Annotated in this window: 22 protein-coding genes; 13 read left to right on the top strand and 9 right to left on the bottom strand. The window is 31.4% G+C overall.

Going from position 1 to position 17,607, the window contains the following annotated elements:
- Positions 1–72: 72 nt before the first annotated feature.
- From AC3IF2_RS11780 to AC3IF2_RS11735, 10 genes are all read left to right on the top strand, one after another.
- Positions 73–1,344 (top strand): hydroxymethylglutaryl-CoA reductase, degradative, encoded by a 1,272-nt coding sequence (locus tag AC3IF2_RS11780; RefSeq protein ID WP_489167519.1) that lies wholly within the window; start codon positions 73–75, stop codon positions 1,342–1,344.
- 116 nt (positions 1,345–1,460) lie between these two features.
- Entirely contained in the window at positions 1,461–2,069 is a 609-nt protein-coding gene (locus tag AC3IF2_RS11775; RefSeq protein WP_489167517.1) for a superoxide dismutase, read from the top strand.
- 69 nt (positions 2,070–2,138) lie between these two features.
- Complete coding sequence (locus AC3IF2_RS11770; protein WP_489167516.1) at positions 2,139–3,038, top strand: DMT family transporter; 900 nt, start codon at positions 2,139–2,141, stop codon at positions 3,036–3,038.
- Between the two features lie 39 nt (positions 3,039–3,077).
- On the top strand, positions 3,078–3,935 hold the full coding sequence (locus tag AC3IF2_RS11765; RefSeq protein ID WP_489167514.1) for a YicC/YloC family endoribonuclease: 858 nt from the start codon (positions 3,078–3,080) through the stop codon (positions 3,933–3,935).
- Positions 3,936–4,080: 145 nt separating this feature from the next.
- Entirely contained in the window at positions 4,081–4,692 is a 612-nt protein-coding gene (gene gmk / locus AC3IF2_RS11760) for a guanylate kinase (RefSeq protein WP_489167512.1), read from the top strand.
- On the top strand, positions 4,689–5,273 hold the full coding sequence (nadD, locus tag AC3IF2_RS11755; RefSeq protein ID WP_489167510.1) for a nicotinate (nicotinamide) nucleotide adenylyltransferase: 585 nt from the start codon (positions 4,689–4,691) through the stop codon (positions 5,271–5,273). Before gmk ends, nadD begins: the two co-directional genes overlap by 4 nt.
- Positions 5,274–5,340: 67 nt before the next feature.
- Complete coding sequence (locus AC3IF2_RS11750) at positions 5,341–6,204, top strand: M23 family metallopeptidase (RefSeq protein ID WP_489167508.1); 864 nt, start codon at positions 5,341–5,343, stop codon at positions 6,202–6,204.
- A gap of 3 nt (positions 6,205–6,207) precedes the next feature.
- Entirely contained in the window at positions 6,208–7,701 is a 1,494-nt protein-coding gene (locus AC3IF2_RS11745; RefSeq protein WP_489167506.1) for a GH3 auxin-responsive promoter family protein, read from the top strand.
- A complete protein-coding gene (locus tag AC3IF2_RS11740; RefSeq protein WP_489167504.1) occupies positions 7,698–8,255 on the top strand; it encodes an MOSC domain-containing protein in 558 nt (185 codons plus the stop codon). The genes AC3IF2_RS11745 and AC3IF2_RS11740 overlap by 4 nt, the downstream gene beginning before the upstream one ends.
- A 68-nt stretch (positions 8,256–8,323) precedes the next feature.
- The gene (locus AC3IF2_RS11735) at positions 8,324–8,539 is read left to right on the top strand and encodes a DUF6515 family protein (RefSeq protein WP_489167502.1); all 216 of its coding nucleotides are present in this window, start codon (positions 8,324–8,326) and stop codon (positions 8,537–8,539) included.
- Positions 8,540–8,574: 35 nt separating this feature from the next.
- Here AC3IF2_RS11735 and AC3IF2_RS11730 read toward each other — a convergent pair whose 3' ends face one another.
- The 7 genes from AC3IF2_RS11730 to AC3IF2_RS11700 all read right to left on the bottom strand — a co-directional run bounded on the left by AC3IF2_RS11730 (position 8,575) and on the right by AC3IF2_RS11700 (position 13,674).
- Positions 8,575–9,291, bottom strand: coding sequence for a DUF4097 family beta strand repeat-containing protein (locus AC3IF2_RS11730; protein ID WP_489167500.1), 717 nt, complete (start codon positions 9,289–9,291; stop codon positions 8,575–8,577).
- 7 nt (positions 9,292–9,298) lie between these two features.
- On the bottom strand, positions 9,299–10,048 hold the full coding sequence (locus tag AC3IF2_RS11725; RefSeq protein WP_489167498.1) for a DUF4097 family beta strand repeat-containing protein: 750 nt from the start codon (positions 10,046–10,048) through the stop codon (positions 9,299–9,301).
- Between the two features lie 15 nt (positions 10,049–10,063).
- On the bottom strand, positions 10,064–10,804 hold the full coding sequence (locus AC3IF2_RS11720) for a HEAT repeat domain-containing protein (protein ID WP_489167496.1): 741 nt from the start codon (positions 10,802–10,804) through the stop codon (positions 10,064–10,066).
- Positions 10,805–10,817: 13 nt separating this feature from the next.
- Complete coding sequence (locus AC3IF2_RS11715) at positions 10,818–11,354, bottom strand: RNA polymerase sigma factor (RefSeq protein WP_489167494.1); 537 nt, start codon at positions 11,352–11,354, stop codon at positions 10,818–10,820.
- A 121-nt stretch (positions 11,355–11,475) separates the two neighbouring features.
- Positions 11,476–11,877, bottom strand: coding sequence for a large conductance mechanosensitive channel protein MscL (gene mscL, locus AC3IF2_RS11710; protein WP_489167493.1), 402 nt, complete (start codon positions 11,875–11,877; stop codon positions 11,476–11,478).
- Between the two features lie 51 nt (positions 11,878–11,928).
- A complete protein-coding gene (alr, locus tag AC3IF2_RS11705; protein ID WP_489167491.1) occupies positions 11,929–13,035 on the bottom strand; it encodes an alanine racemase in 1,107 nt (368 codons plus the stop codon).
- A 3-nt stretch (positions 13,036–13,038) separates the two neighbouring features.
- The gene (locus AC3IF2_RS11700; protein ID WP_489167489.1) at positions 13,039–13,674 is read right to left on the bottom strand and encodes a thymidine kinase; all 636 of its coding nucleotides are present in this window, start codon (positions 13,672–13,674) and stop codon (positions 13,039–13,041) included.
- 104 nt (positions 13,675–13,778) lie between these two features.
- Between AC3IF2_RS11700 and AC3IF2_RS11695 the strand changes: the two genes are divergently transcribed.
- Positions 13,779–14,474, top strand: a complete 696-nt coding sequence (locus tag AC3IF2_RS11695; RefSeq protein ID WP_489167487.1) for a DUF8457 domain-containing protein — start codon at positions 13,779–13,781, stop codon at positions 14,472–14,474.
- Positions 14,475–14,477: 3 nt separating this feature from the next.
- The gene (locus AC3IF2_RS11690; protein WP_489167485.1) at positions 14,478–15,080 is read left to right on the top strand and encodes a DUF4254 domain-containing protein; all 603 of its coding nucleotides are present in this window, start codon (positions 14,478–14,480) and stop codon (positions 15,078–15,080) included.
- Position 15,081: 1 nt separating this feature from the next.
- Here the strand turns inward: AC3IF2_RS11690 and AC3IF2_RS11685 are convergent, their stop codons facing one another.
- A complete protein-coding gene (locus tag AC3IF2_RS11685) occupies positions 15,082–15,429 on the bottom strand; it encodes an arsenate reductase family protein (RefSeq protein WP_489167483.1) in 348 nt (115 codons plus the stop codon).
- Positions 15,430–15,574: 145 nt separating this feature from the next.
- Between AC3IF2_RS11685 and AC3IF2_RS11680 the strand changes: the two genes are divergently transcribed.
- Positions 15,575–16,723 (top strand): cystathionine gamma-synthase, encoded by a 1,149-nt coding sequence (locus tag AC3IF2_RS11680; protein WP_489167481.1) that lies wholly within the window; start codon positions 15,575–15,577, stop codon positions 16,721–16,723.
- Here the strand turns inward: AC3IF2_RS11680 and AC3IF2_RS11675 are convergent.
- Positions 16,713–17,495, bottom strand: coding sequence for a THC0290_0291 family protein (locus AC3IF2_RS11675; protein ID WP_489167480.1), 783 nt, complete (start codon positions 17,493–17,495; stop codon positions 16,713–16,715). The genes AC3IF2_RS11680 and AC3IF2_RS11675 overlap by 11 nt on opposite strands.
- Positions 17,496–17,607: the final 112 nt, after the last annotated feature.

The raw sequence follows: 17,607 nt of genomic DNA, 5'->3' as shown, positions 1-17,607 counted from the left end.
TGCAGGCATTTTTTAACTATTTAAACTTTCAATAATTAGTATATTTGATTTGCTTTTTAAAAGACCTCTTTAATGACCAAAACCATTTCAGGATTTTCAAAATTTACCAAGAAAGAAAAGATCAATTGGCTGGCTAAAACTTTTTTTACTGAAGCAGAAGAAGCCAAAAAAACACTTAAAAAATACTGGAATAAAGACGAGCAATTGCAACAATTGCATGATGAGTTTATAGAAAATACCATTTCTAATTTTTACTTACCCTATGGAGTAGCGCCTAATTTCATTATTAATGGAGAAGATTACGTAATACCCATGGCGGTTGAAGAAAGCTCCGTTGTTGCTGCTGCCTCATTAGTTGCAAAGTTTTGGAGCACAAGAGGCGGATTTAAAACGAAAGTACTTTCTACTACTAAGATTGGGCAGGTTCATTTTATGTATAAAGGGGACAAGAATGAACTAAAATCATACTTTTCTTCTATGAAAGCGCAATTATTAAAAGCTACAGAGCCGATTACTAAAAATATGCGGAAACGCGGTGGAGGCATTTTAGATATAGAATTAAAGGACAAAACATCAAAATTAGACAACTATTATCAGCTTCATGTAACTTTTGAAACAAAAGATAGTATGGGGGCTAATTTTATAAACTCATGCTTAGAGGCCATTGCCCGTGAGTTTAGAAAGGAAGACATTGAGATTGTAATGAGTATTTTATCTAATTATATTCCTGAGTGTTTAGTACGTGCTGAGGTTAGTTGTAATATTGATGCATTAGGCGAAGATGCTCAAGAGTTTGCAAAGAAATTCTATCAAGCGGTTCAAATTGCTAAAGTAGAACCATATCGCGCAGTTACCCATAACAAAGGCATTATGAATGGTGTTGACGCTGTAGTTTTAGCAACTGGTAATGATTTTAGAGCAGTAGAAGCTGGGTGTCATGCCTATGCGGCTAAAGATGGTCATTATAAAAGTTTAACAGATTGTTCTATTGATAACGGAATATTTAAGTTTTGGATTGAAATTTCACTTGCTCTAGGTACAGTAGGTGGATTAACAGCTTTACATCCTTTAGCACGATTGTCTTTAGAAATGCTGCAAAAGCCATCCGCAAAAGAATTGATGCAAATAGTAGCTGCTGCTGGATTAGCGCAAAATTTTGCAGCATTGCGTGCTTTAGTAACTACAGGAATTCAAGAAGGACACATGAAAATGCATCTGCAAAATATTTTAAATCAACTAGGTGCTTCTGAAGATGAAAAACAACAGCTTATTGAACATTTTAAGAAACGACCTGTAACACATAATGCAGTTGTTGAAGAGTTTGAAAGAATTAAAGCTCAATAGTTCAAATTAATAATCTAATAACAATAATCTATTTTTATTACACATAGATTCAACTCAAAGTTTCTATCTTTGAGTTGCAAAAATTAAAAGAAGTTTAATCTTAAAATATAAAAATTATGGCTTTTGAATTACCACAATTAGGCTACGCTTACGATGCTTTAGAACCGAATATAGACGCAAGAACTATGGAGATTCATCATTCTAAACATCATGCTGGTTATACCAATAAATTAAATGCAGCCATAGAAGGCACTAATCTAGACGGAAAGTCTATCGAAGATATTTTAGCTAATCTAGATATGAATAATGGAACTGTTAGAAACAACGGAGGTGGTTTTTATAACCATAGCTTGTTTTGGTCAGTGATGAACCCAGAAGATAAAGGATATCTTTCAGGAGAGTTAAAAGACGCTATCGAAGCAGAATATGGTTCAGTTGACGCTTTTAAAGAGGCATTTGCTCAAGCTGCTGCTACTCGCTTTGGCTCTGGGTGGGCTTGGTTATGTGTTCATAAAGGAGGTAAAGTTGAGGTATGTTCTTCTCCAAATCAAGACAATCCATTAATGCCAGGTGTTGGCTGTGGCGGAACACCAATCTTAGGTATAGATGTTTGGGAACACGCTTATTATCTAAACTATCAAAATCGCCGACCAGACTATATTCAAGCATTTTTTAATGTCATTAACTGGAACGAAGTAGAAAGACGTTATGCTGAAGCTAAATAACCTTTAGATAAAATATTTTAAAGCTGCCTGAAGAGTAATTTTCAGGCACTTTTTCTTTTAATCAAACCTATGAAAGGCAAAACTATAGCTATTATTACGGCATTTATTGTAGCCATTATTTATGGAGTAAATTATACAATAGCTAAAGAAGTTATGCCGACCTATGTAAAACCTTATGGCTTTATTTTGTTGCGCGTAGCTGGAGCAGCAATTTTATTTTGGATTCTGAGCTTATTTACTATTAAACAAAAAATTGAAAAATCAGATTATAAAATAATTTTCCTCGCCGCTTTATTTGGTGTTTGTATTAATATGTTAGCGTTTTTTAAGGGATTAAGTCTTACAAGCCCTATAAATGCTTCTGTAATAATGGTTACGAGTCCTATTTTAGTACTTATCCTTTCAGCAATTATATTAAAAGAAAAAATAACCATAATTAAAGTTTTAGGAATACTTATTGGTCTAGCTGGGGCTATACTTATTATTATGTATGGTAAAAGCTTAATTCCAGGCGATAAGCCATTAATAGGTAATTTTCTAATTTTTGTAAATGCCAGTTCTTATGCTTTGTATTTAATTATTATTAAAAAGTTAACCTTAAAGTATAATTCAATAACACTGATTAAATGGTTATATCTTTTTGGGCTTATATTGGTAATTCCTTTTGGGTTTTTTGAATTACAACAAGTTGAGTGGACAATAATTCCTCAAAACATATACTTCAATATCGCCTTCGTTATAGTATTTACTACATTTTTTGCCTATCTATTAAATTTATTTGCCTTATCTAAGTTAAGACCTACTACATTAAGCACCTTTATATATTTACAACCGTTAATTGCTTCTAGTTATGCTTTAATTACAGACACAGATAAATTAAATAGTGTTAAAATTATAGCAGCTATATTAATCTTTTTAGGTGTATATTTAGTTACAAAGAGCAATGCAAATAGCACAACTAAGGTCTAGTTATAAAGTGTTAACTTTGCGTAATTTTTATAGAAATCTATGATTCAATCTATGACAGGCTATGGTAAAACCATAGTACAACTTCCTCAAAAAAAAGTGACTATTGAGGTAAAATCGCTCAATAGTAAAAACCTCGATTTAAACGTTCGTATTCCAGCCATTTATAAAGAAAAAGAGCTAGAAATTCGCAAAATTTTGTCGAAGCACTTGGTTAGGGGTAAGGTGGAGAGCTCTATTTTTATTGAGGTAACAGGTGAAGAGACAACTACTAAGATTAATAGGGAGGTGGTAAACAGTTATATAGATCAACTAAGAAATATAGCAGAAACTTCACCAGAAAGCACACTTGAAATTGCTATGCGGTTACCAGATTCGTTAAAAACTGAACGAGAAGAATTAGATGAGAAAGAGTGGAAAGCTATAGAAAAAGGTATAAGAGAAACTATTCAAAAAATAGTTACTTATAGAAAGGATGAAGGGAAAGCATTAGAACAAGATTTTAAGGATAGAATACAGTCAATTCAACGGTTATCTATTGAAGTAGTAGAATTAGATAAAGAACGTCTAGATTATGTGCGAGAAAAGCTAAAAAAGGCAGTAGATGAACTTAAAGAAGATATAGATCAAAATCGGTTTGAACAAGAATTGATTTATTATTTGGAAAAACTAGACATAACTGAAGAGAAAGTTCGTTTAAAAAATCACTTGGACTATTTTTTAGAAGAATTAAATGGGCAAACCTCTAATGGTAAAAAATTAGGATTTATTTCTCAAGAAATTGGTCGCGAAATTAATACCACTGGGTCAAAATCTAATTATGCACCAATGCAAAAGATAGTTGTACAAATGAAGGATGAGCTAGAAAAGATAAAGGAGCAATTATTAAACGTTTTATAAGATTAAATCAGCTAAATTTTGTTGATTTTATAGGAGTTAAAAACATACTATTTAGTATTTAAGTTAAATTAAAAGGTTGATTATCAGCAACCAACAATCTTTATGCTACTTTTTATAGGATACCATTTAGTATTTTTAGAAAAAAATGAAATCTGATAAGAATTTGGATAAAAATAAAGGAAAATTAATCGTTTTTTCGGCACCTTCAGGCTCAGGAAAGACAACTATTGTACGGCATTTACTAGAACAAAAGCATTTAAATCTTGAGTTTTCAATTTCAGCAACTTCTCGTGAAAAAAGAGACAAAGAAAAGGATGGAAAAGATTATTATTTTATTTCTGTGCGAGAATTTAAAAATAAGATCAAAAACGATGAATTTTTAGAGTGGGAAGAGGTCTATCGTGATAATTTTTACGGTACATTAAAATCTGAAGTAGAGCGCATTTGGACCTTAGGTAAGCATGTAATTTTCGATATTGATGTTGTTGGTGGATTACGTATAAAGAAAAAGTTTCCTGAAGAAACTTTGGCGGTATTTGTAAAACCCCCTAGCGTAGATGAATTAAAAATTCGATTAAAAAAGCGCAGCACAGAAAGCGATGATAAGATCAATATGCGTGTGGCTAAAGCTTCAATAGAGATGGCTACTGCGCCACAGTTTGATGTAGTAATAAAAAATTATGATCTTGATGTGGCTTTAAAAGAGGCAGAGGAGCTTGTTGCTGATTTTGTAGAAGTAAAAAAAAAGGAAAAATGAATATAGGCTTGTATTTCGGTACATTTAACCCAATTCATGTAGGTCATATGGCTATTGCAAACCATATGGTTGAGTTTTCTAATCTCGATGAGGTTTGGTTTGTAGTCACCCCACATAGCCCTTTTAAAAAGAAATCTTCGTTATTAGATGATAATCATCGATATCAATTAGCACAAATTGCAGTAGAAGATTACCCTAAATTAAAGACTTCTAATATTGAATTTAAACTACCCCAACCAAATTATACTGTAAACACATTAGCACATATTACCGAAAAATACCCTGAGTGCAAATTCAATCTAATTATGGGCGAAGACAATCTTAAATCTTTTCATAAATGGAAAAATTATGAGGTTATTTTAAAACATCATAACATTTATGTATACCCTAGAATTTATAAAGATCGCGTGACTCAAACCCAGTTTGACGAAAATCCTAAAGTTCACAAAGTTGATGCTCCAATAATGGAAGTTTCTTCTACATTCATCCGCAAAGCGATTAAAGAAAAGAAGAATATTAGAGCTTTGTTGCCATGCAATGTTTGGCAATATATAGATGAGATGAATTTTTATAAAAATTAACTTTTTTATAGCAATTTTTCCATACTTCTAAACTCAAATATCCGTTGTATATTTGTTTTCCTTCAAAATGGCAAAAAAGAAACAAAATAAGAGCAAATTCAAAGAAAAACTGACCAATAAATACCGTTTGGTGGTATTAAATGAAGATACTTTTGAAGAACGCTTTTCCTTTAAATTAAATCGGTTAAATGTATTTGTATTAACTGGTATTATTGCCATTTTGTTAGTAGGGGTAACGGCAGTTTTAATAGCTTTTACACCTTTACGGGAATATATTCCTGGTTATTCTTCTTCAAAATTAAAAAAACAAGCAACAGACTTAGTTTATAAGGTTGATTCTTTAGAACAGCAACTTGCAGTTAATGATATTTATATAGATAATATTCGTGAAGTTTTAACAGGAAAAATAAAAGATGTAAATATCGATAAAGACTCAATTATTGAACAACTACGTATAGAGGATGCGAATTTACAGCCATCAATTGAAGATTCAATCTTTAGGCAAGAGATAGAGCGAGAAGATCGCTATAGTTTATTCGAAAAAGCTACCAAAAAAGCAGATTTAGTCTTTTTTACCCCGATAAAAGGTCAAATTACAGACATTTATAACCCAAAAGAAAAACATTATGCAGTAGATGTTGCGGTAACAAAAGATGCTCCTGTTAAAGCTGCTGCAGACGGAACAGTTATTTTTACAGGATTTACAGCAGATACAGGTTTTGTGATCATTTTAGAACATGCTAAGAACTTTATTACAGTATACAAGCACAATGCTACTCTACATAAAGAGCAAGGCGATTTGGTAAAGTCTGGTGAAGTAATTGCGAATGCTGGCTCCACAGGCACCTTAACTACTGGTCCACATTTACATTTTGAGCTTTGGAATGATGGTTACCCAGTAAATCCAACTAATTATATAGATTTCGAATAGTCTATGAAGGTAAAATCTATTTTTGCGAAGCCAATAGCTAAGCGTGTTCAAAAGCGCATCTATAAATGGGCAGTTAATCCAGAAAAAACACAAGAAAAAGTTTTTAAAAAGTTAATTAGGCAAGCAAAAGAAACAACTTTTGGTAAAGATCACGATTTTCAAAATATAAAAACCTATCAAGACTATAGAAAAAGAGTTCCCATTCGTGATTATGAAGCTTTGAAACCTTATGTTGAGCAAATTTTAGAAGGAAAAGAAAACATCCTTTGGAAAGGAAAGCCACTTTACTTTGCTAAAACCTCTGGAACTACTTCAGGAGCAAAATATATACCGATTACAAAGGCTTCTATGCCATTTCATGTAAAAGCAGCCCGAAATGCCTTGTTAATGTATATAGCAGAAACAGGTAATGCAGACTTTATAGATGGAAAATTGATCTTTTTACAAGGGAGCCCAATAATTGATGAGACAAAAGGTATTAAAACAGGTCGTTTATCAGGCATTGTAGCACATTACGTTCCTAGTTATTTACAAAATAACCGTATGCCAAGCTGGAAGACCAATTGTATTGAAGATTGGGAAACCAAAGTAGATGCTATAGTAGAGGAAACATTAGCTGAAGATATGACACTTATTAGTGGAATACCATCTTGGGTGCAGATGTATTTTGAAAAATTAATGACTAAAACGGGTAAAAAGATCACAGAGATCTTTCCGAATTTTAATTTGTTCGTTTACGGAGGGGTTAATTATGAACCCTATCGAAATAAATTTGAAAACCTAATAGGTAAAAAGGTAGATTCAATAGAATTTTATCCTGCTTCAGAAGGTTTTTTTGCTTTTCAAGATAAACAAGATGAGAAAGGAATGCTATTGTTACTTAAGAATGGTATTTTCTATGAATTTATTAAAGCAGATGAGTTTTTTGATGATAACCCAACTAGAATTACCGTTTCTGAAGTTGAGTTGGGAGTAAATTATGTAATGATCATTTCTACAAATGCGGGTTTATGGGCATATAATATTGGTGACACTATAGAATTTACTTCATTAAAACCACATAGAATTATTGTAACGGGTCGTATTAAGCACTTCATTTCGGCTTTTGGGGAGCACGTTATAGGTAAAGAAGTAGAGCAAGCCTTAAATGAGTCAATAAAAGGCACAGATATTTCAGTGAATGAATTTACAGTCGCTCCTCAAATTAATCCTGAAAAAGGACTACCTTATCATGAGTGGTTTATAGAATTTGATAAAGCACCAGAAGATTTAGAAAAATTTGCAGATTTTATTGATAAATCTTTGCAAGAGCAGAATTCCTATTATTTTGATCTTATTGAAGGAAATGTATTAAATCCATTACAAATCACTAGAATTCAGAAAGATGGATTTCAAGCTTATATGAAATCTCAAGGAAAATTAGGAGGACAAAATAAGGTGCCAAGACTTTCTAATGATCGAAAAATAGCTGATGTACTAAGTAGGTTTAAGTTATGAAAGTTATTTCTGTAAATGTCGGAGAAAAAAAACAGGTACAGTGGAGAAAGAAAATAATAGAGACAGGGATTTATAAATATTCTGTTGATCATCCTATATTTCTAGATCGAGAAGATGTAAAAGGAGACAATGTTGTAGATAGAGTACATCATGGAGGTATAGATCAAGCTGTTTATGGCTATGGTGAACAGCATTATGAGTATTGGATGGGATTGTATACTAATCAAGACTGGAATTATGGAATGTTTGGCGAAAATATCACCTTTTCTAATTTAGATGAGACAAAAATTCACGTTGGGTCAATTTATCAATTGGGCGAAGCTAAAATTGAAGTAACTAAACCACGCCAACCTTGTTATAAACTCGGAATTAGATTCAATAACCCAAAAATTATCAAAGATTTCTGGAATTCCACGAAAAGTGGTATTTACTTTAAAATTTTAGAAACAGGAAATGTTAAGGTTAACGATGAGCTTATTTTAATTGAAAATAAGCACGATAACCCTACAATATCAGAGGTTTATACTTCTAAAAGAACCCAAAAAGGAATGTAACATTTCATGTTTTAATTAAACCTTTTTTGTTTTTTCCAGTCATAGAATCAAATTAAAAATCTAGAAAAATGAAAAAGTTAATTCTAATTTTATTTGGGTGTGCATTATTATTTTTAGGTAATTCTTGTGTTGTTCATACAAGACCAGTACATACACATGCTCTAGTTATTAAGAAGGCTCCAAGACACCATAAAGTTGTGGTTATAAAAGGCAAAAGATACTATACTTGGAGTGGGAAATATTACAAAAAAACACGAAAAGGATTTGTAGTTGTAAGAGTTTAAATAAAACCCAAACTTTTGTTCGGGTTTTATGTTTCTTATATCCTTAAATACATATTTCCATTAATAGTTTTAAGCTTAAGGGAGTTTTTAATAGTTTTGGTTTTGGCATATACTTTTTGACCAACATGCCTATCTTTAGTAGTTAAGCTTAACTTTTCATCTGCAAAAATATCACCGTGAATGGTTTCTGCCACAAGCTCAGCATCTATAACTTTAAGATCAATTTCGCCGTTTATGGTTTTAAGATTAAAGTCACCCGCATATTTAGAGATATTTATATCTCCGTTTATAAGGTCTGCTGTAAAATTACCTTCAATAAGCTCAGATGATAGATCCCCATTAATACTACTCACTTTAAATTTTGCATTTTTAGGCACATATAGTGTATAATTAAATTCATACCATCGATCTTCACTAGAATTAGACCAATGCTTTTTGTTCGGATATTTCTTTTTATAATCTTCCCATTGTTTTTTAAAAATGGCTTCAGAGTTAGATTCGAAGGTAATAGAGGAAGAATTTTCATTCAAATCTAGTTCATATAATTCTAAATATTTACTATCTTTTATGTAAATATCTGCCTTAAAATAAACAATATTCTTATCCCATGTTTTTACTGTAATATCTGATGCAAACTTTGCGTCTAGTTCTATAAATTGATTTTTATAACTAATATTTTTTTCTATAATCTTTTGTGCTTTAACATAGTTTAACGACACGACTATAAATAAAGAGATAACTATATTTTTCATGATATTTTTATTTTTTTCGTAAGTAAATGTTTCCATTGGTAGTTTTCAATTGAAAGTTTACACCACCATTATTAATTGCTCCTCTTACTTTTTTAGATGCAATCGCACGTAGGCCATTTTTATCTGGTAAGCTTATATCAAAATTGGTATAAATTTCTCCGTTAATTGTGCTTAAAGAAACATCAGCTGGTGTATTTTCAGGCAAACTAATATCTAATGCGCCGTTGGTAGAAAATATAGTAATTGGAGAACTCTGAGCTACTTTATCAAAAATAACTTCAATACCGCCATTCAAGGTATTAGCAGTTAGTGGTCCACTTACATTTTTAATTACAATACCACCGTTAAGTTTAGCACTAGCCTCAATTTCACCTTTAAAATCATGAATCTTAATATCTCCATGCCAAGTTGTAACAACCGAAATATTTTGAGATGCAGGTAGATACACTTCCGCACTTTTCGATTTTCTTAAATTCTTTACAATTAATGAGTTACCTTCCTTAATTACATAAAATCCTACATCAGTGTTAGCTGTACCAACTTCACCAACTAATTTTAACCCTTTTGCCTTTTCGGGAGTTTTGTAAGTATGTTTGCTTTTAATTAACAACTGATTTCCATTGTGAGTTTTTATGGTTAAATCAGCTTTAGATTCAATTTTTACCCATTGTACACCATTTAATGAATGTGTATATTCTTGAGCTTTTACTGCAAAGGCTATGATAAAAGCCAAACAAAAAATTCTTAATTTTTGCATAATTATTCGTTTTATTTATATAATGTTTGTTAATACTGTTCTTATTTCGTCTTTTACAAAAGATTGTGTTTCCTCTTCTTCTAATAATTTTTGCATTGGTTTTAATGCTTTTTTCTCTTGAATTTTCACCAATGAATTGATAATACTAATTTGAATAGCAGGATCCTTTTCAATTTCTAAAGCTTTTATAAACCCATTTTTTACTGATTCAGAAGAAATAAATAATTCTAATGCATTTGCAGCTGTTAAACGCACATTAGTATTTTCATCATAAAGCATTCTTTTTACTAATGCCTCTACAATTTTAGGGTCAGGGTTTTTATACTCTTCAATGTATTGAACTCCTTGGATTCTCTTACTTGCAGATTCATTTTCCATTAGAGCAAGTATCGTTGCTTGTTTATCAAGCTGTTTTGTTTGTATATATCTACCAAACAAAAATGTGCTAACTAATAAAGCAATTCCGGCTGCATATTTTAAAGCCACCTTATAATTAAATTTTGGCTTTAGTGTTACAACTTTTTGTTGATTTTCTTTTTCACTGTCTAAAAACTCTTCAAAATTTAAGCGCAAACTTTCCGAAGGAGTTTCTTGATTATTTTTAGCCAACAATCCTAAAAAGATCCCCATATCATTAACTTCTTTTTGACAAACAGCGCAATTGTCTAGATGTTTAGAAATTAATTTATGTTCATTTTCTGATAACTTATCTTCTAAAAAATCAATTAGTTTATTTTGTACTGTGTTGCATTCCATATTTATGCTTTTATCACGTTATAGTTTTAAAATAGAGTGCTTTTAATTTCTTTATTGCTCTATGTGTTTTTACCTTAACAGCGTTTTCATTACTTCCTAAGATTTCAGCTATCTGTTCGTATTTTATTTCTTGAAACCGATGCATGATAATCAATTCTCTATCTGAATTATTCAGCTTTAACAGAGCTTTCTGTAAGTGATCAATTTCATCTTGATTATCTTCAGTTACTAAATCTGCAGGATTATTTAGAAGGTCTTGATCAGAAAAATTGTTTTGTTCTTTTTTTCGCTTCTGATAATAACTGGAAAAAATATTTCTTGCGATAGTATAAATCCAAGAAGCAAAATTTCCGTTTTTATAGGATACCCTATATTTTAAGACCTTAACAAATACATCCTGAGTCAAATCTTCGCTTACCATTTTATTATGAATCATTTTATTGAAGAAGTTAAAAATGCGAACATTATATCTATCAAATAGAATTCTCATTATATCTAAGTTGCCTTTAGATACTTTTTGCATCAATTCTTCATCTGTTAAATGATTCAAACTATTGGTCATTTTGGCTAGCTTCTGTATTAAATACTTTATATTTTTTAAAAAGTTACATCTAAGAATAAAAAACCTCGCAATTAATTGCGAGGTTTTTTATTCAATCTTATTTTAAAGATTATTTTTTCAAAGAATCTCTTATCTCAGTTAATAAGTCGATTTCCGACGGGCCATCTGGAGCAGCAGCCTCTTCAGGTTTCTTGACTTTATTATAAGCTTTAACAATTAAAAACATTACAAATCCTACGATTAGTAAGTTTACAATGGTATTAATCCATGCACCATAGCGAATTGAATTTTCTGGTGTTGTAACATTACCATCTGCGTCAACTACAGCTGGAGATAGCACTTTTTTCAAGCTTGCAAAATCAACGCCACCTACGGCTTCACCAACCAAAGGCATTACAATATCATTTACAAAACCATTTACAACGAGACCAACGGCACCTGCCATAATAACTGCAACAGCAAAATCAATTACGTTGCCAGTCATAATAAAATCTCTAAACTCTTTTAACATGTTTTTTTATTTACTTGGTTAATAATAAGCGCAATATAGTAAAATTACGTATTACTTAATAACACGTTTTATACGCTGAGAAATGGCGGTAAGAACCTCGTAAGAGATTGTATTTACATTTTTTGCGAGATCATTTATAGTTTGCTGAGAATCAAAAATAATCACTTCATCGCCCTCATTACAATCAATATTGGTAATGTTAACCATAATCATATCCATACAAACATTCCCTAAAATTGATGCTTTTTTCCCACAAACAGTTACATAACCCTTACTATTTCCTAATGCTCTATGAATACCGTCGGCATGACCAATAGGTATTGTTGCAGTTTTCATATAATTCTTAGCTTTAAAAGCACGATTGTAGCCCACACTTTCATTAGGTTCAACCGTATGTATTTGAGAAATAACAGATTTTAAATTAAAAACATTTTTTAATTGAGAAGTATGTAGTAGATTATTACCGAACCCATACAGCCCTATTCCACACCTAACCATGTCTAGCTGAGCATCTTTCGCATAATTGAGAATGCCAGAGGTATTTAATTGGTGTTTCAACGGCTTATAACCTAATTTTTGGTCAAATCCGGAAGCAATTTTTTTAAAAATATTGATTTGATTTAATGTAAACTTTTTTTCATTTAAATCTTCGCTGGCAGCTAAATGAGAAAAGATAGATTTTACTTTAACAGAGGGATCATTCTTGAGTTTATCTATAATATAATCTACATCATTTTCCCAAAACCCTAATCGATTTAAACCTGTATTAAACTTAATATGAATAGGATAATCTTTCTGCCCCTGATCCTTAGTAACATCTAAAAAAACATTTAATACTCTAGCATTATAAAGATTGGGCTCTAGACACCTTTTAATAAGTTCTTTAAAATTAATTGGTTGAGGGTGTAACACTAAAATTGGAGTGGAAATGCCAGCATTTCTAAGCGCAACACCTTCTTTTGTATACGCGACCGCAAAATAATCAACCCCTAATTTTTCTAAATGTTTAGCTATAATTACGGCATCACTCCCATAGCCAAAGGCCTTTACAACAGCTAAAAACTTAGTGGAGGAGTTAATTTTAGACTTAAAAAACTCAAAATTATGCTGTAGTGCATTTAAGTCTATTTCTAAAATAGTTTCTTTAGCTAAAGGCATCGATTATTTTTCTTTCGGAACAATTTCTTCTATATCTTTTACCTCCATTTGCTGTACTTTTTCCTCTAACATGGTTTTGTAATAGGCAGCCCGACTTAAAGGCTCATATTCTTCAGTTTCTCCTAAAAAAACGACATCATCATTTTTAACCTTTCTATGGCTGTAATGTGCTAGATTTCCTGTTTTAGTGCATACCGCATGTACCTTTGTAACATATTCAGCTGTAGCCATTAGTGCTGGCATTGGCCCAAAGGGGTTTCCTTTAAAATCCATATCTAAACCGGCAACAATAACACGAATTCCTCTATTAGCTAGGTCGTTACAAACAGAAACAATTTCGTCATCGAAAAATTGAGCTTCATCAATACCAACTACCTGCACATCATTAGCTAGAATTCGGATATTAGCAGCCGCAGGAACAGGTGTTGAGCGTATTTCATTAGAATCATGAGATACAACCTTTTCTTCATCATATCGAACATCAACAGCTGGCTTAAATATCTCAACTTTCTGCTTAGCAAATTGAGCACGTTTAAGTCTTCTTATGAGTTCTTCGGTTTTACCAGAAAACATTGAACCGCAAATTACCTCAATCCATCCAAATTGTTCTACATGATTTACTGTATTTTCAAGAAACATTTTGTAATTTTCGGCGTTTAAAAGATTAGCTACACTATTTTTCTAAGTATAAGAAACAAAAGTATTAAAAATAGTAGTCCTTTTTTAATTAAATACTTCAATTTATGCACAAAAAACTGGAAGCAGAATTAGTGAGTTTAGCCCACCGCATTTTACAGATGAAGAATAAAGATGAGGCTGCTGCATTGCGCGATAAAGCCAAAGAAGTATACGAGAAGTTAGCAGTATTGGCTTATGTTGATGAATATATAGAAACCACACCAAATTTAACGACATCTAAAGAAGATTTACTTAAAAAAATTGATAAAACGTTAAAAAGTGAACCGTCTAGGAAAATTCAAAAAGAAGTGAGTCAAGAAGTTAAAAAAACAGACGAATCGCAAAAAAAAGAAGATACAGTATTTGAGCCTAAGTTTGAATCGGTTAAAATAGATATTCAAGGGTTAAAATCTAATCAAATTAGTTCTAAAGAAGAATTTAGAGATGCTATATCTGCTGATAAAACGGCTACTCTTTTTGATGATAATGATGATACTAGTTCTGGAAAGAAAACATTAAATGAAAAGCTTATAAATAAAGCTATTACTGTTGGATTAAATGATCGAATAGCATTTGTAAATAACTTGTTTAACTTCAATCAATCAGAATTCAATAGAGTTTTATCGCAATTAAACACATTTAAAACCGAGAAAGAAGCAAAAGAGTTCTTAAATTCTAATGTAAAACCTGATTATGACTGGTCTAATAAGGAAGAATACGAAGAAAGACTTTTGGCATTAATTGAAAGAAAATTTAACTAATAAATGAAATCAACCGATTTTAACAAGCTTTTCGATAAAGTTATAGATAAGTATCATGTGGTAGATGATGTAGATCAAGTATTTAATAACCCTTATAAACCCAATGAACTAGAACATTTATTGTATAGAAAATGTTGGATAGATACAGTTCAATGGCATTATGAAGATATTATTCGCTTACCGGATATTAATCCTACAGAAGCAGTAACGCTTAAAAGAAAAATTGATGCTTCAAATCAAGATAGAACCGATATGGTTGAGTATATTGATAGTTATTATTTAGACAAGTATAAGAATGTATCTGTTAACAATGATGCGAAAATTAACACAGAAAGTCCAGCCTGGGCAATAGATAGACTGTCAATATTAGCTTTGAAAATTTACCATATGAATGAAGAAGCTACGCGTGAAACAGCGTCTAAAGAACATAGAGTACAATGTCAAGAAAAATTGAATGTTCTTTTAGATCAACGTAAAGACTTATCTTCGGCTATAGACGATCTTATAGAGGATATATCTAAGGGCAAGAAGTATATGAAAGTCTATAAGCAGATGAAAATGTATAATGATGACGAGCTAAATCCGATGCTATATAGTAAGAAATAATCTAATTTAGAGCCTTTTTTAAAGCTTCAATATTTTTTTGAGAGTTTCCTATAAATATTTGACCATCAATAATAGCTACAGGCCTTTTTAAGAAAGTATATTCATTTAATATTAGCTGCTTATAATCTATTTCAGCAAGTTCTTGATTCTTTAAATCCATTTCCTTGTATTTTTTCGCTCTTTTACTAAATAATGCTTCATAACTTTTACTTAAGTCATACATTTCTTCAAGCTGACTTATTTTAATAGGATTAGTTTTAATTTCTTGTAACTCAACACCATTCAGGTTTAGTTGATTTAAAATTCGCTTACAAGTATCACAAGTTTTTAGATGATATATTTTTTTCATTTATTTTATATTTTTAGTGAAGTAAAAATAGCTTGTTTTAAGTATAAAAATCAATACTTTTACACAAACATTTAGAGATTAATATAATTGTTGTACATAATTCTGAGTTTTAACGTCTAAGCAACTTCAAACAAAGCAAATTAGGATGAAATTTAATACTAAAACTATACATGGTGGTCAAGAACACGACCCAGCTACTGGTGCAGTAATGCCCCCTATCTATCAAACTTCTACATATGCTCAAAGTAGCCCTGGTAAGCATAAAGGTTATGAATATTCTAGAGCAGCAAATCCAACTAGAACTGCTTTAGAAAACAATTTTGCAGCTATTGAAAACGGTACACGTGGTTTTGCTTTTTCATCTGGCTTAGCGGCTATTGATTGTGTGTTGAAATTATTGAACCCAGGAGATGAGGTTGTGGCAGGTGATGATTTATACGGCGGAACGTATAGAATGTTTACTCGAATGTTCGAAAAATATGGATTGAAATTTCATTTCATTAATATGGAAGAAGCTTCAAGCGTTGAAAGATACATTAATAATAAAACTAAACTAATTTGGTTAGAAACACCAACTAATCCTTTAATGAAAATTGCTGATATAGAAGCAATAAGTAAACTTACAAAGAAGATTAGTAAAGATATTTTAATTGCAGTTGACAATACTTTCGCGACACCTTATTTACAACAACCATTAGATTTAGGAGCGGATATAGTAATGCATTCGGCAACTAAATATTTAGGAGGGCATTCTGATTTAATAATGGGTGCTTTAATGGTAAAAGATGAGAAATTAGCAGAAGATTTACATTTTATTCAATTTGCTGGTGGAGGTGTTGCAGGGCCTCAGGATAGTTTTTTGGCATTACGTGGAATCAAAACATTACATATTCGTATGCAACGTCATTGCGAAAACGGTATTGCTATTGCCAAGTATTTAGAGAAGCATCCTAAAATTGAAGAGGTTTATTATCCAGGATTAGTAAGTGATAAAAACCATGAAATAGCAAAAAAGCAAATGAAAGATTTTGGAGGAATGGTATCTTTTAGATTAAAAGACAAAAGTCAAAAAGTTGCTTTTAAAGTTTTAGAAAATTTTGAAGTGTTTACGCTTGCTGAATCTTTAGGAGGTGTAGAAAGTTTAGTTAATCACCCGGTAACAATGACTCATGCATCAATTCCAGAAAAAGAAAGAGAAAAATTAGGAATTAATGAATCATTAATTCGATTAAGTGTCGGAATAGAAGATATTGAAGATTTAATTAATGACTTAGAACAAGCTCTTAATTATTAATATTTGATAAGTCGAATATCACACCCACACTAAAGAAAATAAGTGTATCGTTAAACTTACTAGACCCATCTACTTGATCTAATCCGTCTACTTTATCAGATAAAAAATATTGCCATCGAGCATCAGCCACAAGATCTACATTATTGAGCTTATACCTAGTACCTGCGCTAAAAGTAAATGAAAAAGTATTATCGGGTTCTATATAGAAGTTGCCTTGCCATTTTTCAGGTAAATTACTCTCATCTAATCCCCCGTTAGGAGTATTAGTAAGTTCAGCGTCAAATCTGCTGTATTGGACTCCAGCGCTTATATAGGGCGCAAATTTATCTGCGGTATTAAATAACAAACCATAATCTTCAAGGTTTTTAAAGTAATACTCTAGTTGGGTACCAATATTATAGATTTTTGTTGCACCAGTCATAGCTCTTAACTTAGGAGCAATTGCCGAATTTTCTTCAATATAGCGACCTTTATGCTTTAGATCGTTGTTAAAATAATAAGAAAATTCAGTTCTTAATTTAAAATGATCAGAAAAATAACTAGCACCATTTCTCCAATTATAGTTGTTTCCATAAAAACTAAGGTAATGAACCACAGCAACGCCAAAAGTAGTGGCATTACTACTAGGAAAGTGATGTCTTTCCCCATAGTCAGTTTGCATACTCAAAGGACCAGTTACTATTCCAATTTCATGACTAATATCTAATTGAGAAAAAGACTTAGAAAATGATAAGATAAAGACTAATAGCAATAATTTTGAACATGTTTTCATGTTGGTCCCTTTTTGTGCGCAATTTATAAAAAAAAAAGCAAAGCCAATCCATTACAGACGCTAAGCGTAAATAAAAACTAAAAATATAAAAAAATATTGTAACAGTGTGTTC

The organism is Maritimimonas rapanae, assembly GCF_057837205.1.
The sequence above is the reverse complement of the archived record's forward strand: the minus strand, read 5'-3'. Positions and strand labels throughout refer to the sequence as shown.

Excerpts from the sequence above, each read along its gene's own strand:
- AC3IF2_RS11780 (WP_489167519.1), top strand. The coding sequence starts at position 73 with ATGACCAAAACCATTTCAGGATTTTCAAAATTTACCAAGAAAGAAAAG.
- AC3IF2_RS11775 (WP_489167517.1), top strand. The coding sequence starts at position 1,461 with ATGGCTTTTGAATTACCACAATTAGGCTACGCTTACGATGCTTTAGAA.
- AC3IF2_RS11770 (WP_489167516.1), top strand. The coding sequence starts at position 2,139 with ATGAAAGGCAAAACTATAGCTATTATTACGGCATTTATTGTAGCCATT.
- AC3IF2_RS11765 (WP_489167514.1), top strand. The coding sequence starts at position 3,078 with ATGATTCAATCTATGACAGGCTATGGTAAAACCATAGTACAACTTCCT.
- gmk (WP_489167512.1), top strand. The coding sequence starts at position 4,081 with ATGAAATCTGATAAGAATTTGGATAAAAATAAAGGAAAATTAATCGTT.
- nadD (WP_489167510.1), top strand. The coding sequence starts at position 4,689 with ATGAATATAGGCTTGTATTTCGGTACATTTAACCCAATTCATGTAGGT.
- AC3IF2_RS11750 (WP_489167508.1), top strand. The coding sequence starts at position 5,341 with ATGGCAAAAAAGAAACAAAATAAGAGCAAATTCAAAGAAAAACTGACC.
- AC3IF2_RS11745 (WP_489167506.1), top strand. The coding sequence starts at position 6,208 with ATGAAGGTAAAATCTATTTTTGCGAAGCCAATAGCTAAGCGTGTTCAA.
- AC3IF2_RS11740 (WP_489167504.1), top strand. The coding sequence starts at position 7,698 with ATGAAAGTTATTTCTGTAAATGTCGGAGAAAAAAAACAGGTACAGTGG.
- AC3IF2_RS11735 (WP_489167502.1), top strand. The coding sequence starts at position 8,324 with ATGAAAAAGTTAATTCTAATTTTATTTGGGTGTGCATTATTATTTTTA.
- AC3IF2_RS11730 (WP_489167500.1), bottom strand. The coding sequence starts at position 9,291 with ATGAAAAATATAGTTATCTCTTTATTTATAGTCGTGTCGTTAAACTAT.
- AC3IF2_RS11725 (WP_489167498.1), bottom strand. The coding sequence starts at position 10,048 with ATGCAAAAATTAAGAATTTTTTGTTTGGCTTTTATCATAGCCTTTGCA.
- AC3IF2_RS11720 (WP_489167496.1), bottom strand. The coding sequence starts at position 10,804 with ATGGAATGCAACACAGTACAAAATAAACTAATTGATTTTTTAGAAGAT.
- mscL (WP_489167493.1), bottom strand. The coding sequence starts at position 11,877 with ATGTTAAAAGAGTTTAGAGATTTTATTATGACTGGCAACGTAATTGAT.
- alr (WP_489167491.1), bottom strand. The coding sequence starts at position 13,035 with ATGCCTTTAGCTAAAGAAACTATTTTAGAAATAGACTTAAATGCACTA.
- AC3IF2_RS11700 (WP_489167489.1), bottom strand. The coding sequence starts at position 13,674 with ATGTTTCTTGAAAATACAGTAAATCATGTAGAACAATTTGGATGGATT.
- AC3IF2_RS11695 (WP_489167487.1), top strand. The coding sequence starts at position 13,779 with ATGCACAAAAAACTGGAAGCAGAATTAGTGAGTTTAGCCCACCGCATT.
- AC3IF2_RS11690 (WP_489167485.1), top strand. The coding sequence starts at position 14,478 with ATGAAATCAACCGATTTTAACAAGCTTTTCGATAAAGTTATAGATAAG.
- AC3IF2_RS11685 (WP_489167483.1), bottom strand. The coding sequence starts at position 15,429 with ATGAAAAAAATATATCATCTAAAAACTTGTGATACTTGTAAGCGAATT.
- AC3IF2_RS11680 (WP_489167481.1), top strand. The coding sequence starts at position 15,575 with ATGAAATTTAATACTAAAACTATACATGGTGGTCAAGAACACGACCCA.
- AC3IF2_RS11675 (WP_489167480.1), bottom strand. The coding sequence starts at position 17,495 with ATGAAAACATGTTCAAAATTATTGCTATTAGTCTTTATCTTATCATTT.